Annotated in this window: 15 protein-coding genes and 1 tRNA gene; 7 read left to right on the top strand and 9 right to left on the bottom strand. The window is 65.0% G+C overall.

What is annotated here, in order from left to right; genetic code table 11:
• The first annotated feature begins 1 nt into the window (after position 1).
• The 4 genes from FJ548_RS13400 to FJ548_RS13385 all read left to right on the top strand — a co-directional run bounded on the left by FJ548_RS13400 (position 2) and on the right by FJ548_RS13385 (position 4425).
• Positions 2-664 (top strand): ABC transporter ATP-binding protein, encoded by a 663-nt coding sequence (locus tag FJ548_RS13400; protein ID WP_140778073.1) that lies wholly within the window; start codon positions 2-4, stop codon positions 662-664.
• Positions 657-1340, top strand: coding sequence for an ABC transporter ATP-binding protein (locus tag FJ548_RS13395; protein ID WP_246678655.1), 684 nt, complete (start codon positions 657-659; stop codon positions 1338-1340). The genes FJ548_RS13400 and FJ548_RS13395 overlap by 8 nt, the downstream gene beginning before the upstream one ends.
• Positions 1337-3991, top strand: a complete 2655-nt coding sequence (locus FJ548_RS13390; RefSeq protein WP_140778071.1) for an ABC transporter permease — start codon at positions 1337-1339, stop codon at positions 3989-3991. Before FJ548_RS13395 ends, FJ548_RS13390 begins: the two co-directional genes overlap by 4 nt.
• Before the next feature lie 179 nt (positions 3992-4170).
• Positions 4171-4425 (top strand): DUF1344 domain-containing protein, encoded by a 255-nt coding sequence (locus tag FJ548_RS13385; RefSeq protein ID WP_140778070.1) that lies wholly within the window; start codon positions 4171-4173, stop codon positions 4423-4425.
• Between the two features lie 262 nt (positions 4426-4687).
• Here FJ548_RS13385 and FJ548_RS29840 read toward each other — a convergent pair whose 3' ends face one another.
• Together FJ548_RS29840 and FJ548_RS13380 are read right to left on the bottom strand one after the other, a co-directional pair.
• Positions 4688-4846: a hypothetical protein gene (locus tag FJ548_RS29840; RefSeq protein ID WP_181168788.1), complete on the bottom strand. Its 159-nt coding sequence runs from the start codon at positions 4844-4846 to the stop codon at positions 4688-4690.
• Between the two features lie 167 nt (positions 4847-5013).
• Positions 5014-5442, bottom strand: a complete 429-nt coding sequence (locus tag FJ548_RS13380; protein ID WP_140778069.1) for an Lrp/AsnC family transcriptional regulator — start codon at positions 5440-5442, stop codon at positions 5014-5016.
• 121 nt (positions 5443-5563) lie between these two features.
• Here FJ548_RS13380 and FJ548_RS13375 point away from each other — a divergent pair, with 121 nt between their 5' ends.
• Positions 5564-6667 (top strand): saccharopine dehydrogenase family protein, encoded by a 1104-nt coding sequence (locus FJ548_RS13375; protein ID WP_140778068.1) that lies wholly within the window; start codon positions 5564-5566, stop codon positions 6665-6667.
• A gap of 142 nt (positions 6668-6809) precedes the next feature.
• On the opposite strand, the gene lpdA is transcribed toward FJ548_RS13375, so the two are convergent.
• From lpdA to FJ548_RS13350, 5 genes are all read right to left on the bottom strand, one after another.
• On the bottom strand, positions 6810-8204 hold the full coding sequence (gene lpdA / locus FJ548_RS13370; RefSeq protein ID WP_140778067.1) for a dihydrolipoyl dehydrogenase: 1395 nt from the start codon (positions 8202-8204) through the stop codon (positions 6810-6812).
• A gap of 264 nt (positions 8205-8468) precedes the next feature.
• Entirely contained in the window at positions 8469-9884 is a 1416-nt protein-coding gene (locus tag FJ548_RS13365; protein WP_140778066.1) for a dihydrolipoamide acetyltransferase family protein, read from the bottom strand.
• A gap of 15 nt (positions 9885-9899) precedes the next feature.
• A complete protein-coding gene (locus tag FJ548_RS13360) occupies positions 9900-10913 on the bottom strand; it encodes an alpha-ketoacid dehydrogenase subunit beta (RefSeq protein ID WP_140766792.1) in 1014 nt (337 codons plus the stop codon).
• A gap of 3 nt (positions 10914-10916) precedes the next feature.
• Positions 10917-12149 (bottom strand): 3-methyl-2-oxobutanoate dehydrogenase (2-methylpropanoyl-transferring) subunit alpha, encoded by a 1233-nt coding sequence (locus FJ548_RS13355; protein ID WP_140766793.1) that lies wholly within the window; start codon positions 12147-12149, stop codon positions 10917-10919.
• Positions 12150-12465: 316 nt separating this feature from the next.
• Positions 12466-12738 (bottom strand): hypothetical protein, encoded by a 273-nt coding sequence (locus FJ548_RS13350; protein ID WP_140778065.1) that lies wholly within the window; start codon positions 12736-12738, stop codon positions 12466-12468.
• Between the two features lie 318 nt (positions 12739-13056).
• Between FJ548_RS13350 and FJ548_RS13345 the strand changes: the two genes are divergently transcribed.
• Positions 13057-13860 (top strand): SapC family protein, encoded by an 804-nt coding sequence (locus FJ548_RS13345; RefSeq protein ID WP_140778064.1) that lies wholly within the window; start codon positions 13057-13059, stop codon positions 13858-13860.
• Positions 13861-14036: 176 nt separating this feature from the next.
• Complete coding sequence (locus FJ548_RS13340; RefSeq protein ID WP_140778063.1) at positions 14037-14237, top strand: DUF2934 domain-containing protein; 201 nt, start codon at positions 14037-14039, stop codon at positions 14235-14237.
• A 165-nt stretch (positions 14238-14402) separates the two neighbouring features.
• Here the strand turns inward: FJ548_RS13340 and FJ548_RS13335 are convergent, their stop codons facing one another.
• Together FJ548_RS13335 and FJ548_RS13330 are read right to left on the bottom strand one after the other, a co-directional pair.
• The gene (locus FJ548_RS13335; protein ID WP_140778062.1) at positions 14403-14966 is read right to left on the bottom strand and encodes a type 1 glutamine amidotransferase domain-containing protein; all 564 of its coding nucleotides are present in this window, start codon (positions 14964-14966) and stop codon (positions 14403-14405) included.
• A 173-nt stretch (positions 14967-15139) separates the two neighbouring features.
• Positions 15140-15214 (bottom strand) — tRNA-Gly (locus tag FJ548_RS13330).
• Positions 15215-15304: the final 90 nt, after the last annotated feature.

The raw sequence follows: 15304 nt of genomic DNA, 5'->3' as shown, positions 1-15304 counted from the left end.
GATGCACGCGTTGGACGCGCATGAGATCTATCGGTTCTTCCACATAGGCGATGACGAGACAGCCGCGTTGCGGGGCGTCAGTTTCCACGTCGCCGCCGGCGAGATCGTTGCCCTGGTCGGGCCCTCCGGCAGCGGCAAATCCACCTTGCTGGCCTGCGTGACCGGCCTCGATGAACCGGATGGCGGCTATGTCGAGGTGTCCGGCGTCCGGCTGACCCGGCGACCGGAGGCCCATCGCACGCGTGTTCGCGCCGCCAGCTTCGGCATTCTGCTGCAATCGGGAAACCTGTTCGGCCACCTGAATGTCGAGCAGAATCTTCGATTGCAGATGCTTCTGGCGAAGAAGCCGGATGACCGGCGAATGGCCAGCCTGCTGGAAAGCGTCGGCCTTTCGCATCGCGCACGTGCCTTTCCGACCGAGCTGTCCGGCGGCGAGACGGCGCGGGCGGGCCTTGCGGTGACCCTGGCCGCCGACCCGCTGATCCTGGTTGCAGACGAGCCGACCGCCGAGGTCGATAGCGATACCGAATCCAGGCTGATCGCTCATTTCGAGGCGAGGCGCGACACCGGACTGGCGACGCTGCTGGCCACCCATAGCAACGCGCTGGCGCAGCGGGCGGATCGCATCATCCGGCTGAAGGATGGGAGGATCGATCGTGGGTGAAACGCTTGTCGTCGCAAAAGGCCTCGGGCGGGACTTCCGGGATGGCAACGCCGGTCGGATCGAGGTGCTGCGCAATGTCGGCTGCGAGATCGTGTCGGGCGCGCGCATCGCGCTCGTCGGACCTTCCGGCAGCGGCAAGACGACGCTGCTGCATATTCTTGGCGGCCTCGACAGGCCGACCGCCGGCGTTGTCGAATGGCCCGGCCTCGGCACATTCGAGGCCTTGAGGCCGCGCCAGATTGGCTTCGTGTTCCAGTCGCCCAGCCTGTTTCCCGCCCTAACCGCCGTCCAGAATGTCGGCTTGCCCTTGCTGCTGGCCGGCGAGAATGCCGGCGCCGAGGAGATCGGGGCATCGCTTCTGCAATCGTTCGGCCTCGGCGAACTCGGCGACAAACTGCCGGAGGAACTGTCCGGCGGCCAGGCTCAGCGTATTGCCATGGCGCGCGCCCTGGTCATGGCTCCGAAGCTTGTGCTGGCCGACGAACCAACCGGGCAGCTGGACAGCCGAACGGCGCTGCGTTTCTTCGACGCCGTGCTCGACCGCCTGGAAGGAACCGACGTCGCCCTGGTCGTCGCCACGCATGACGAAGCCATGGCCAAGCGCATGGCGACGCGCTGGACGATGGACCATGGCCGGCTCACCACCGGCCTTCGGCCGGGGACCGCGGCGGCATGATGTTCCTGCTGTGGATTCGTGGGGTGCTCGCTCGCCGTTTCATGCGCGCGGCGGGCGCCGCAGCCGGCATCGCGCTGACGGTCGCCCTGCTTGCGGCGATGGCGCTCTTCCTCGCCAATGCCAGTGCATCGATGACCGCCCGCGCCGTGTCGGCGGTCCCGATCGATTGGCAGGTGCAAGTGATTTCCGGTGCCGATCCGGGTCTCGTCGGCAAGGCCTTGACTGAAGCTGCTCCGGTCAAGGCCGTGCATCAGGTCCGCTATGCCGATGTCGCCGGCTTCGAGGCTCGAACCGGCGGCACGACCCAGACCACGGGGCCTGGCCAGGTGGTTGCTTTCGATAGCGGGTATTCGAGCGATTTCCCGGCGGAGACCCGGTTGCTTTCCGGCAGCCCCGATGGCGCGCTGATTGCCCAGCAGACCGCTGCCAACCTCCATGTCGCCCCCGGCGACACGGTCTCGATCCAGCGGATGGGTTTGCCGCCGGCGGAGGTCAGGATTGCCGGCGTGGTCGACCTGCCCGACGCCGACGCCCTGTTCCAGGCTGTCGGTCTGCCGCCGCAGGCAGCGCCACAGGCCCCGCCCGACAACGTCCTCATCCTGCCGCAGGAAGCCTGGCGGCAATCGTTCGACCCGCAGGCCAAGGCCCGCCCCGACACCACCCGGCTGCAATTGCATGTGCGGCTCGCGCACGGGGCGCTGCCGCCGGATCCGGTCGCGGCGTACACCTTTGTCACTGCCGCGCAGCGCAATCTCGAGGCAAGAGTCGCCGGCCAGGCCCTGGTGGCCGATAATCTCGGCTCGCGCCTCGGAGCGGTTCGCGAGGATGCGTTGTACGCCTCCGTGCTGTTTCTGTTCCTCGGACTGCCAGGCATCGCATTGGCGATCGCGCTTACCTTTGCCGTCACCTCGTCCGGCGCGGAACGCCGGCGCACCGAGCAGGCGCTGCTTCGCGTCCGCGGCGCGACGGCCAGGGACATATTGCTTCTGTCCGCGACAGAGGCCGCCGTCGCCGCCATTGGCGGAACCGCCTTCGGCATGGCCGTGGTATTCCTCCTTGGAATCGCCGCTCCAGATATCGACGCTGCGCTTGGCGTGGACCAGCCGAGGCTGCTTCTTGTCGCCTTCTTCGGACTGCTGGTCGGGTTCATCGCCTTTCTCTACCCGGCTTGGCGGGACGCGCGCTGGGCGACCATTATGGCGGCGCGGCGCACCGTAAGCCGGCCACATCCACCGCTGTGGCAGCGCTTGTGGCTGGACGGCCTGCTGCTCGCCGCGGCGGGATTGGTCTTCTGGCAATCGGCGAGCACCGGATACCAGATCGTGCTTGCGCCCGAAGGCGTGGCAGCGACAGCCGTGGACTACAAGGCGTTCGTCGCCCCGGTCCTGTTCTGGCTCGGCATGGCGCTGCTGACCATCAGGCTGTCGGCCACGGTCATCGCCCGCAACGGCACGCTCCTGAGATTGATTGTCGCCCCGGTATCGGGAGCCTTGGCGCCCGTCGTATCGGCCGCCCTGTCGCGGCAATCGGGCCGCCTGACGATCGGCATTGCGATGACCGCGCTGGCCATCTCCTTCGCAACGTCGACGGCCGTCTTCAACACCACCTACAATGCCCAGGCACGCATCGACGCCGAGCTCACCAACGGCTCGGACGTCACCGTCTTCGGCACGACGGACAAGCCCGCCGGAGCCCACCTCGCGGCGCTCGCCTCGCTGCCCGATGCGACGGCGGCCGAACCCATGCAACATCGTTTCGCCTATGTCGGCGCCGACCTGCAGGATCTTTATGGCATCGACCCCAATCGTATCGGACGCGCGACCGGTCTTTCCGACGCCTATTTCAGCGGCGCCAGCGCCGCCGGCACGCTTGCCCTGCTCGCCGCGACGCCGGACGGTGTCCTGGTGTCGGAAGAGACCGTGCAGGACTTCCAGCTCCAGCAAGGCGATACGATCAACCTGCGGCTCGTCGATGCCAGGGATCACCAGTATCATCCCGTGGCCTTCAAGTTCATTGGCGTCGCCCGCGAATTTCCGACCGCGCCAAAGGATTCGTTCCTTGTCGCCAATTCGGCCTATGTCGCCCGCATGACCGGCTCCGATGCATCCGAATACGTGCTTATGCGGGCCAAGGCGGATCCCGCCGAGCTGGCGCGACAGGCTTCTTCGGTGCTCGATTTCGATCGGACGCTGAAGGTGGCCGACATCGGCCAGGCGGCACATCTCATCGGCTCGAGCCTGACTGCGGTCGACCTTGGCGGTTTGACGGCAATCGAACTGGGCTTTGCGGTCGTTATGGCCGCGGCCGCCGCCGGGCTGATGCTGGCACTGGGGTTCTTCGAGCGTCGCCGGCCTTTCGCCATCCTTGCCGCGATCGGCGCCAAACCCCGCCAGCTCGCGGCCTTCCTTTGGGGCGAAGGTCTGCTGATCCTTGTCGGCGGCATGGCTTTCGGCCTCCTTTCGGGGCTGCTGACGGCATGGATGCTGGTGAAGCTGCTGACCGGCGTATTCGATCCGCCACCCGAGGCCTTGTCGATCCCCTGGCTCTATCTGGCAGTCGTGCTCGGCCTTGTCGCCGCTTCGGTGGCTGCCGCCGTTTTGTCCGCCAGGCCATCGGCGGGACAGGCAACGGAACTGCTGCGCGACCTGTGAAGCCGGACATCGATTTACCTATTTGTAAATCTGCGGCCAGATCATCGAAAACTCCACGGTCTAGGCTCGATCCGTCTCTCGTCAGGAGAGACGAATCCGGCGACCAAACGGCCCGGATACGGGAGCCGCTCAACGGCCGACAGCCGGCGGCTCCGCAACCAAGCCAACGGGAAAACAACATGAAAAAATCAGCTATCGCAGCCGCAATGGTACTCGCCGCCTTGTCCTCGACCGGCGCTTTCGCCAAGGCGGCCACCGGCACAATCGCCAGTGTCGACAAGAAGGGCGACTCGATCACGCTTTCCGACGGCAATACCTTCGTCCTGCCGGAAGGCATCGAAGCCGAGACGCTGAAGGTCGGCGAGAAGGTGCTGGTGACCTATTCGACCAAGGCCGGCAAGCTGGCGGCGTCGAGCATCCAGCCGGCTAAATAGGTGCCCTCACCCGGAGCAATTCCGGGAAAGATACGTAGCGTCTTTCCGTGAGACCATGAACCGCTCCGGGCCGGAACCCCCGCCGGCGGCGATGTTGACACTGCCGGCGGGGCCTGCTTCTTCAGGGATAACGCGGTGATCAGGCGCTCGAGCCGGGTGTTTTCAGGGACGCAAGGCGAACCAGGGCCGCGCCCGGCGCTTGACGCGGGCCACGTGGCAGCACCGGTCTTGGCCCAGGTTTTCGTGGAACGGCATCCGCCGACTACCAGAACCAGAGCGGATGGAAGCCGTGGTCGGGCACCGAGCCTTTTCCGGACATGACGATCAGCAGGAGGGCGATGGCCAGCAGGACGACGCTGGTCGTGATCCAGATCCATCGGCTCGGCCAGACGGGAGCACTGCGCGGTACGGTCAAAGCCACCTCTCGGAACACGACAGGCCCTCGGCTTGGGACGATATCAGCCGCAGCGGTTCAAGTGCGACACTGCCGCGTCAATCATACCGGTGTTTTGCCGGGTTCTTACAAATCGGTAAGAGGGTAGAACCGTTCACGACCGGCCCGGGACGGCACACTCTCGGCCGCGCCGTTCAGCGGTCGATCCGCGTCGACAGGATGATCGACGACGAGGTCCGCTCGACCCCGTCCATGGCACCGATCTGGTCGAGCAGCGCGTCGAGGTCGCGGATCGACGGCGCGTCGACGATGACGATCATGTCGAAATTGCCGCTCACCGAGTGCAGCGTCCTGACCGGTGGCAGCGCCTGCAGAGCCCGCACCACCTTGTCGGCGAGCTTTGCCGTGACGGTGAGCAGCACATGCGCCCGGACAAGCCCCTGCTCATAGTCCGGCGACAGCCGGACGCCGTAGCCGGTAATGATGCCGCGCTGTTCCAGCCGCTCGATCCGGCTCTGCACCGTCGTGCGCGATACGCCGAGCCGCCGCGCCAGTTCGGCTGTCGAGGCGCGTGCGTTGGCGCGCAGCAGAGAGAGCAGGGCCTGTTCGGCTTCACTGAGCATTTCGACGAATTCCTTCGGCATATTAGCCAAGAATAGGTTTCACTCTGCCAGATTCCACGCTTCCTTTCGACAGGCAAGCTGCAATGATTCCGCGAATTCGAACTGGCAGGGGTATTTGACCATGAACAACATCGTTATCGTCGGCGCCGGCAAGATCGGCTCGACCATCGCCGAAATGCTGGCCGCGACGGGCGACTACCACGTCACCCTCGTCGACCGCGCGGCGGCGCAGCTCGCAGCCGCCGAAGTGCCTGGCGGCGTCGAGACGCTCGAACTCGATATCGCAGCACCCGGCGCGCTTGAGGCGGCGCTCGCCGGCAAGTTCGCGGTGTTGAGCGCCGCGCCCTTCCACCTTACCACGCGCATCGCCGAGGCGGCGGCCAGCGCCGGCGTGCACTATCTCGATCTCACCGAGGACGTCGTCTCGACCAGGCGGGTCAAGGAGCTTGCCCGTTCCGCCAAGAGCGCCTTCATCCCGCAATGCGGGCTGGCGCCGGGCTTCATCTCGATTGTCGCCAACGATCTCGCCAGCCGTTTCGACACGCTGGAAAGCGTGCGCATGCGCGTCGGCGCCTTGCCGCAATACCCGTCCAACGCGCTGAACTACAATCTGACCTGGAGCACCGACGGCGTCATCAACGAATATTGCGAGCCCTGCGAGGCGATCGTCGAGGGCGAGCTGGTCGAGGTGCCGCCGCTGGAAGAGCGCGAGGAGTTCTCGCTCGACGGCGTCACCTACGAGGCGTTCAACACTTCCGGCGGGCTCGGCACGCTGGCGGAGACGCTGAAGGGCAAGGTGCGCACGCTGAACTATCGCACCATTCGCTATCCGGGCCACGCCGCGATCATGAAGGCGCTGCTCAACGATCTTGGGCTCCGTCACCGCCGCGACGTGCTGAAGGACATTTTCGAGAGCGCCCTGCCGGCAACGCTGCAGGACGTGGTCATCGTCTTCGTCACCGTCTCCGGCCGCAAGAACGGCCGCCTGCTGCAGGAAACCTACGCCAACAAGATCTATTCCAGGCGCGTCGGCCAGACGGTGCGCAGCGCCATCCAGATCACCACGGCATCCGGCATCTGCGCGGTGCTCGACATGCTGGCCGACGGCAGCCTGCCGGCGACCGGCTTCGTCAAGCAGGAAGAGATCGCGCTAGACGCCTTCCTCGCCAACCGCTTCGGCCGCGCCTACGCCCAGCACGAAATGGTGAGCCGGCTGGCGAGCTGAGGCTCCCACCCTCCCCCTTGTGGGGAGGGTCGGCTCGCGGTCGAAGCGAAGCGGAGATTGCGAGACGGGGTGGGGGTGCGCCCTACGAGACCCCCGCTCCGCTTCGCGGATCGACCCTCCCCACAAGGGGGAGGGTGAACTCTCAAACATGCAGCGCGTGTCCCAGCGCCTTCAGCGCGGCTTCCTGGAAGCCCTCGCCTTGCGTCGGGTGGGAATGGATCGTTCCGGCGATATCCTCGAGCCGCGCGCCCATCTCCAGCGCCAGTCCAAAGGCCGCGGACAGTTCCGAGACGCCCTGCCCGACCGCCTGGATGCCGAGCACCAGATGGTTGTCGGCGCGGGCGACGACGCGGACGAAGCCATCTTCGCCGAGCCTGGTCATCGCCCGTCCGTTTGCGGCAAATGGGAACACACCGATCTTGATCTCGCCTCGGGTCTTGGCCTCTTCAGGCGACAGCCCGGCCGTCACCAGCTCCGGATCGGTGAAGCAGACGGCGGGAATGGAACGCTTGTCCCAGCCGCGCTTGTGGCCGGCGACGATCTCGGCGACCATTTCGCCTTGCGCCATCGCCCGGTGCGCCAGCATCGGCTCGCCGGTGACGTCGCCGATGGCGAAGATGCCGCGCATCGATGTGCGGCACTGGTCGTCGATGCGGATGAACTTGCCCGCTTTGTCGAGGTCGATCTGCTCGAGCCCCCAGCTTTCGGTCACCGGCTTGCGCCCCACCGTCACCAGGATCTTGTCCGCAGCGACCTTGGCATTCTTGCCGTCCGATGTCTCGACCAGCAGGGCGTCGCCCTTCGTTGACAGGCCCTTGGCCTTGGCGCCGGTCATCACCTCGATGCCAAGCGCGGAAAGCCGCTTGACCACCGGGCGGGTCAGCTCGGCATCGTACTGCGCCAGCACCCGTGGCAAGGCCTCGACCACGGTCACCCTGGCGCCCATCTTGGCGAAGGCCATGCCGAGTTCCAGGCCGATATAGCCGCCACCGACGACCACGAGCCTCTTGGGCACCTCGCCCAGCGCCAACGCGTCCGTCGACGAAATGACGGGTCCGCCGAACGGCAGGAACGGCAATTCGACCGGCGCCGAGCCGGTGGCAATCACTATCATCTCGGCCCGGATCACCTGCATGCCCGTCTCGGTCTCCACCTCGACGGTCTTGCCGTCGCGGAACGTCGCCCAGCCATGCACGGTCTTGACCCCGGCCTTCTTCAGCAGGCCGGCAACGCCGCTGTTGAGCCGGCTGACGATACCGTCCTTCCAGGCAACGGTTCGGGCCAGGTCAAGCGCCGGTGCCGCAACCGAAATACCGAGCGGGCTGTCGCCGCCGGCCATGTGCGCCACCTTCTCGAATTCTTCCGCCGCATGGATCAGCGCCTTGGAAGGAATACAGCCAACATTGAGGCAGGTGCCACCCGGCTTGCCCGTCTCGACGATGACCGTATCGACGCCGAGCTGCCCGGCGCGGATGGCGCAGACATAGCCGCCCGGACCGGCGCCGATGACGAGGAGCTTGCAGGAGATTTCTTTCATCTTGGCACCTCGCTTGGTCGCGGTGCCTCGGGACCGCATCGCTCATGTTGGAGATTGGCGGAGGCGTTCCTACCTTCGTCATCCTGGGGTGGAGCAAGGAGCGTAGCGACGCGCGTAGACCCCGGGATCCATGCCGTCACGTTAAGGCGTTGCAACGGTCCGGAATTCTGTTCTGCTGCGCGCCCCGGCCGAGGTCGCGGCATGGATCCTCGGGTCAAGCCCGAGGATGACGAAGGTAAGGGGGCAGCGTCCGTATTCATAAACCTAATCCACGAAGATCAGCGCCGGCGTTTCCAGCAGCGTCTTGATGCGCTGGATGAAGATGGCCGCGTCCCAGCCGTCGATGACTCGGTGGTCGAAGCTGGACGACAGGTTCATCATCTTGCGCGGGATGAACTGGGCGCCATCCCATACCGGCCGTACCATCATCTTGTTGACGCCGATGATCGCCACCTCGGGGTGATTGATGACGGGCGTCGTCGCGACACCGCCCATGGCGCCGAGCGAGGTGATGGTTATGGTCGAGCCGGACAGCTCGTCGCGTGTCGCCGTGCCGGACTTCGCCGCCTCGGCCAGCCTGGCGACCTCGGCGCCGCATTCCCAGATGTCGCGCGCCTCGGCATGCTTGACCACCGGCACCACCAGTCCGGACGGCGTCTGCGCGGCGATGCCGATATGGATGCCGCCATGCTGGTGGATGATACCGGCCTCGTCGTCGAACAGCGAATTGAGCTGGGGCTGATCCGCTATCGCCTTGACCATCGCCCGCATCAGGAAGGGGAGCAGCGTCAGCTTGGGCCTTTCCGCGCCCGCCTTGGCAGGGCGCTTCTCCTTGTTGAGCGCGGTGCGCAGCTCTTCCAGCGCGGTGACGTCGATCTCCTCGACATAGGTGATGTGCGGGATGCGCGATTTGGACAGCGTCATCTTCTCGGCGATCTTTCGCCGAAGCCCAACCACCTTGATGTCCTCGACAGCATCGTTGCGGGCAAGGCCCGATGCCTTGGCCATTTGCGGCCCGCGTGCCAGGAACGCCTCGATGTCCTCATGGCCGATGCGTCCGGCCGGGCCGCTTCCCGCGATCTGCCTGAGATCGATGCCGGCCTCCTTCGCCCGCAGGCGAACGGCCGGCGATGCCAACGGCTTTTCGCCTTCAGGGCGTGGGGCGCCCACCGTCGCAGTACCCCCATCCCTAACCCCTCCCCACAAGGGGGAGGGGGATTCGGTCACAGCCGCTCCAACGTTATCGTTTCTTGGATTCGTGGATGACGGTGGCGCGCGCTTTGCTTCGACCTTGGGAGCCGAGGCGCGTTCCCCTCCCCCTTGTGGGGGTCCGGAGGACGGGCGAGACGCGTGGCTCGTCCCGGCACGGTTAGGGGTGGGGGTAGGTGTCGCCGTGACCTCCGGCGATTTCGCGCCTTCCGCCTTCACATTCCCCTCGCCCGCCACCTTCAGCCGCACGATGGGCGAGCCGATGGCCACCGTGTCGCCGATCTCGGCGCCCAGCCACAGGATTTCGCCATCGACGGGCGACGGAATCTCGACCGTCGCCTTGTCGGTCATGACGGCGGCGAGCATTGTGTCCTCGCGTACGATGTCGCCAACCTTGACATGCCATTCGACCAATTCGGCCTCGGCCACGCCCTCGCCGACATCGGGCAGCTTGATGATGTGTTCGCCCATCTCAGGCCTCCCGCTCTACGCTTCCATTGTTTCTAGGAGGGCACGGCCGACGCGGGCCGGTCCCGGAAAATAGTCCCATTCCTGCGCATGCGGATAGGGCGTGTCCCAGCCGGCGACACGCGCCACCGGCGCCTCGAGATGGTAGAAACAGTTTTCCTGAACCAGTGCCGAAAGCTCCGCGCCAAAGCCGGAGGTCAGCGTCGCCTCATGCACGACGACGCAGCGCCCGGTCTTCTTGACCGATGCGACGACCGTATCGAGGTCGAGCGGCAGCAGGGTCCTGAGATCGATGATCTCGGCATTGATGCCGGTCTCCTCGGCAGCGGCCTGTGCGACATAGACCATGGTGCCGTAGGCGAGCACGGTGACGGCGGAGCCCGCCCGGCGGATCGCGGCCTTGCCGAGCGGCACGGTGTAGTGACCGTCGGCGACCTCGCCGAGCTCATGCTTCGCCCAGGGCGTCACCGGCCGGTCGTGATGGCCGTCGAACGGACCGTTGTAGAGCCGTTTCGGCTCCAGGAAGATCACCGGATCGGGATCCTCGATCGCCGCGATCAGCAGCCCCTTGGCGTCATACGGGTTGGATGGCACCACCGTCTTCAGGCCCGAGACATGGGTGAAAAGCGCTTCCGGGCTCTGGCTGTGCGTCTGGCCGCCGAAGATGCCGCCACCGGTCGGCATGCGCACCACGATCGGGCAGGTGAAATCGCCGTTCGAACGGTAGCGCAGCCGCGCTGCTTCCTGGGTCAGCTGATCGTAGGCCGGGTACATGTAGTCGGCAAACTGAATTTCCACGCAAGGTTTCAACCCGTAGGCGGCCATGCCGATGGCCGAGCCGACAATGCCGGATTCGTTGATCGGCGCGTCGAAACAGCGGCTCTTGCCGTATTTGGCCTGCAGGCCCTGCGTGCAGCGGAAGACGCCGCCGAAGAAGCCGACATCCTCGCCGAACACGACGACTTTGTCGTCGCGTCCCATCGACACATCCATGGCGTCGCGGATCGCCTCGATCATGGTCCGTCTCGGCATGACTCAGACTCCCGCCTGCTGGCGCTGGCGCCGGAGATGCGGCGGCATCTCGGCATAGAGGCCTTCGAACATGTCGCGCGTCGATGGCTTGCCGCCGGCATGCAGCGTGCCATGGCTTTCGGCTTCCTTTTGCGCCGCGATCACCGTGTCGAGGATTTCGGCCTCCGCCTGCGCATGCCGCTCATCCGACCAGACACCAAGCTGGATGAGATGGTTCTTCAGCCGCACGATGGGGTCGCCGAGCGGCCAGGCGTCGGATTCGGTCTTTGGCCGGTAGGCCGAGGGATCGTCCGAGCTCGAATGGGCGCCGGCGCGGTAGGTGACATATTCGACGAGCGTCGGCCCGAGATTGCTGCGCGCGCGCTCGGCCGCCCATTTGGCCACCGCATGGACGGCGAGATAATCGTTGCCATCGACGCGCAGCGCCGGAATGCCGAAGCCCAGGCCTCGCGCGGCGAAGGTGCCGGAGCCGCCGCGCGCAATGCCCTGGAAGGTCGAGATCGCCCACTGGTTGTTGACGACGTTGAGGATCACCGGCGCCTTGTAGGTGGAGGCGAACACCAGGGCCGAATGGAAATCCGATTCCGCCGTTGAGCCGTCGCCGATCCAGGCGGCGGCGATCCTGGAATCGTTCGATATCGCCGAGGCCATCGCCCAGCCGACCGCCTGGATGTACTGCGTTGCCAGATTGCCCGAGACCGAGAAGAAACCGTGTTCCTTCGAAGAATACATGATCGGCAGCTGCCGCCCCTTCAGCGGATCGGCCTCGTTGGAATAGATCTGGTTCATCATGGTGACCATCGGATAGCCGTCGGCGATGAGCAGGCCGGCCTGCCGATAGGTCGGAAAATTCATGTCGCCCGGCGCCAGCGCCTTGCGGAATGCGCAGCTCACCGCCTCTTCACCGAGATGCTGCATGTAAAAGGAGGTCTTGCCCTGGCGCTGCGCCATCTGCATGCGGGCATCGAAGGTCCTCAGCGTCATCATGTGGCGCAGGCCGGTCAGCAGTTCTTCGTCGGTGAGCAGTCCGGCCCATGGCCCGACGGCTTCGCCGTTGCGGTTCAACACCCGGATGATCGAGAAGGCCATGTCGCGGATGGTGCGCGGATCGACATCGATTTCCGGGCGCGGCACCGAGCCGGCCTTGGGGATGGGCACATTGGAAAAGTCAGGCGTGCCGCCCGGCCGCACTTCCGGCTCCGGAACGTGAAACCGCAACATTCCAGCATCGGCCATGACCTTTGTCCTCCAATGTTGCCTGGCGCCGATATTTGCACATCCGCGCGGCCAGACCAGTGCGAATTCGCCGGGCAAGCCTTTCGCGCATCGGGCCGGCCATGCCGGCCGATCCAGCCTCCCGCGCACCAAGATGAAGATATGTCGGCGAAATTTCTTGTCGATGTTGCGCGGCGGCGCGCAATTTGGCGAATGGTTGCGGGTGGGTTGCCGCAAGAGGAGGTATTCTGGAGGGTCTGGCTCCGACCTCCCCTTTGTGGCGAGTTCGGACCGCAGGTCCGGTGGGGACCGGCACCAGCCTCGCAAGACTACAAGACTAGTTGAAAACCGCCTCGAAAAGCCGCCCCGCCGCATCGGCCGCGACCGGCACGATGAAGATGTCATGGGCACCACCCTTGCCGGCAAGACTATAGGTCGCCTGCGGCAGCGCCACGTCGCGCGGCCGCCGAAACAGCAGCGAGAATCCGCCGCCGGGGCGCGGGCTGGCAGGGATGGCGCGGACATCGGTCAATTCCAGGGCAATCGACCGCTCGCCGATCGTGATGGTGAAGGCCGTGCCGACCGCTTGTTCGAAATCCGATTTCGTCATGCCATGCGCCTCGACCGCCTGGAGCGTTCAACGCCCAGTTCCCTGGTTCCCGGAATGGCGGCAATGTCGCCGCTTCGCCGCAAGCTGTCCATAGCCGCAAGGCGGGCTCGCCGCACAGCGCGGTGCAAACCCCGGCGTAAATCCGCATCATCCGGCCATGCCTGCTTTTGTCGTGGCGAGGAACGCGGTAGAGCCTTTACTTCAATCCCGCGCACGATCTCTTGCCGACCGAAGATCGGCGCAGAAAAACAGATCCCGGCGGAATCGCGTATAAAGCGGGCCGGCGCGACCGGGTCGCGGCAGAAGAGGGACCGAACGATGGCTGACAGCGGTGCGAGAACGGCAGCGGCGCCGGCGGATGCTTCAATGCCGCTGTTTTATTCGAGGCCCGAGGCGCTCAACCCGGCGCGGCACGGTTTTCTCTGCCTCACCGCGCGCAGCGACTTTTCCTTCGCGCGCTCGGCGCATGCCATTCCGGTGGTAGCGTCGGAAATGCCGGCGGCGATGCGCTCCTATCCGATCGTCTTCATCGGCCCCGGCAAGGCGCCGGTGATCATCACCGGCGTGCGCCAGGGCGAGAACCTGTTCGTCGACGCCGACGGCCGGTGGACGGCACCGCACTATATCCCCGCCTATGTGCGCCGCTATCCTTTCATCCTTGCCGAGGACCCGGCCGCATCAGGCCGGCTGACGCTGTGCGTCGACCGGGCAAGCGAGCGTGTTGTCGACCGGTCCGTCGCGCCACGGCGCGAAGACAAGATCGCGCCATTCTTCAACGGCGCCGAGCCGGCCGAGGCAACCAAGCAGGCGCTCGCCTTCTGCAATCAGTTCCAGATCGACTTCAGAGCCACCCGCGAGATGGTCGAGAAGATCGACGCCCACGGCCTGTTTTCGCCGCGCCAGAGCAAGGTGACGCTGGAAGGCGGTGAAGCGCTCAACCTCACCGATTTCCAGGTGATCGACGAGGAGGCCTTCAACAAATTGAGCGACCAGGCCTTTCTCGACCTGAGAAAATCAGGCGCGCTCGTCCTGGTCTATTGCCACCTTGCCTCGACCAACAGCTGGACATCGCTGGTCCACCAGGCGTCGCTGCGCAAGGCGGACGGCGGAAAGGGCGGCTGAGGGGGGCCTGCGAGACTGAATCGCGATCCTAACTCTTTGTTTCGACGCCATTGCGAACGGAAACCGCTTCAAACTTTCCTGGAATTGCCTGGCTCGGGCATTTCCAGTCGACCCGTGGTGGAACATTTTCAGCACTGTCCTGTTGCCTCCTTTTAAAATCCGGAAGGAATGCAGCTATGGTGATCAGCCAGGAAGAACGCATAGCGCATATCGCGAAGCGGGCCCGCGAGCTCTGGGAACGCGAAGGACTGATGCCCGATCGTGAGAAAGCTTGTTGGGACAAGGCAGTTGAAGAGTTCGAATCAGGCAAGTTGACCGCAGGGCGAAAACAGGCCGGTGCGGACGCCGCCAATCACACTACGGACGCCAAGCACTGAAGTCCGGCCCGCGGCCTTGCAACTCGGAGCATGGCGCCATACCGGCAGCTCCGCCAACCTCAACCTACCGCCTTAAGCGCGCCGGGCCCAAACCGATTCGCGCGACGAGCTTGAGTGCTGTCGTATGTCGTTGCCGAGGACACATTGTGGGCGAGGTGCATCGATCTATGCCGCGGCTCTGTCCTCGTGCAGGCCCTCTCTGATCTCCTCGGCGAGCTTGTCGCAGAAAGCGTCGAGATCGCCGGGGTTGCGACTTGTGACAAGGCCCTGATCGGCGACGACTTTAGTGTCTTCCCAAAGGCCGCCCGCATTGATCACGTCGGTCTTGATGGATTTATAGGACGTAAGCCGGCGTCCCCTGGCGATACCGGTTTCCGCCAGCAGCCAAGGCGCGTGGCAGATGGCGCCGACGACCTTCTTGGCCGACCAGAACGCCTTGATGAAGTCCAGCGCCTTTGTCTCGACCCGCAGGAGGTCGGGATTGATGACTCCGCCGGGCAGGATGATCGCGTCGTAGTCATCCGCGCGCGCCTGATCGAGGGTCTTGTCCACGGGAACCTCGCAGCCCCAGTCCTTGTGGCTCCAGCCTTTGATCTTGCCGCTTTCGAGCGACACGACATCGACCTCCGCGCCCGCTTCGCGCAGCTTCTTCAGCGGCACTTCCAATTCGGACTGTTCGAAACCATTGGTCGCAAGGATAGCGACGCGCTTGCCGGAAATATTCTGCATCATTGTCTCCATGAATTGGTTGGGATGCAGGCCTAACGAGCCGGAGCCGCGAGCGTTCCGAGCTGTAATTTTATGTGACCGACAGAGCTGGGATCACCCTGAAGCACCGCCCGGAAAACGAAAAAGCCGCGGCGGACCGCGGCTTTTCGATGCTTGATTCCCTGGGAGGAAACTGGAGCGGGTGAAGCGATTCGAACGCTCGACCCCAACCTTGGCAAGGTTGTGCTCTACCCCTGAGCTACACCCGCTCACACGGCCCTTGGCCGCAAGCCGGGCCTATATGGCTGAAGAGCGCGGCGATTGCAACAGGGAAATCGCAGCCTTTTTTGACGTAACGC

Origin of the sequence: Mesorhizobium sp. B2-4-17 (assembly GCF_006441275.1) — a bacterium.
Taxonomy (GTDB): Bacteria; Pseudomonadota; Alphaproteobacteria; order Rhizobiales; family Rhizobiaceae; genus Mesorhizobium.
This window is presented reverse-complemented; position numbering and strand designations above follow the sequence as displayed.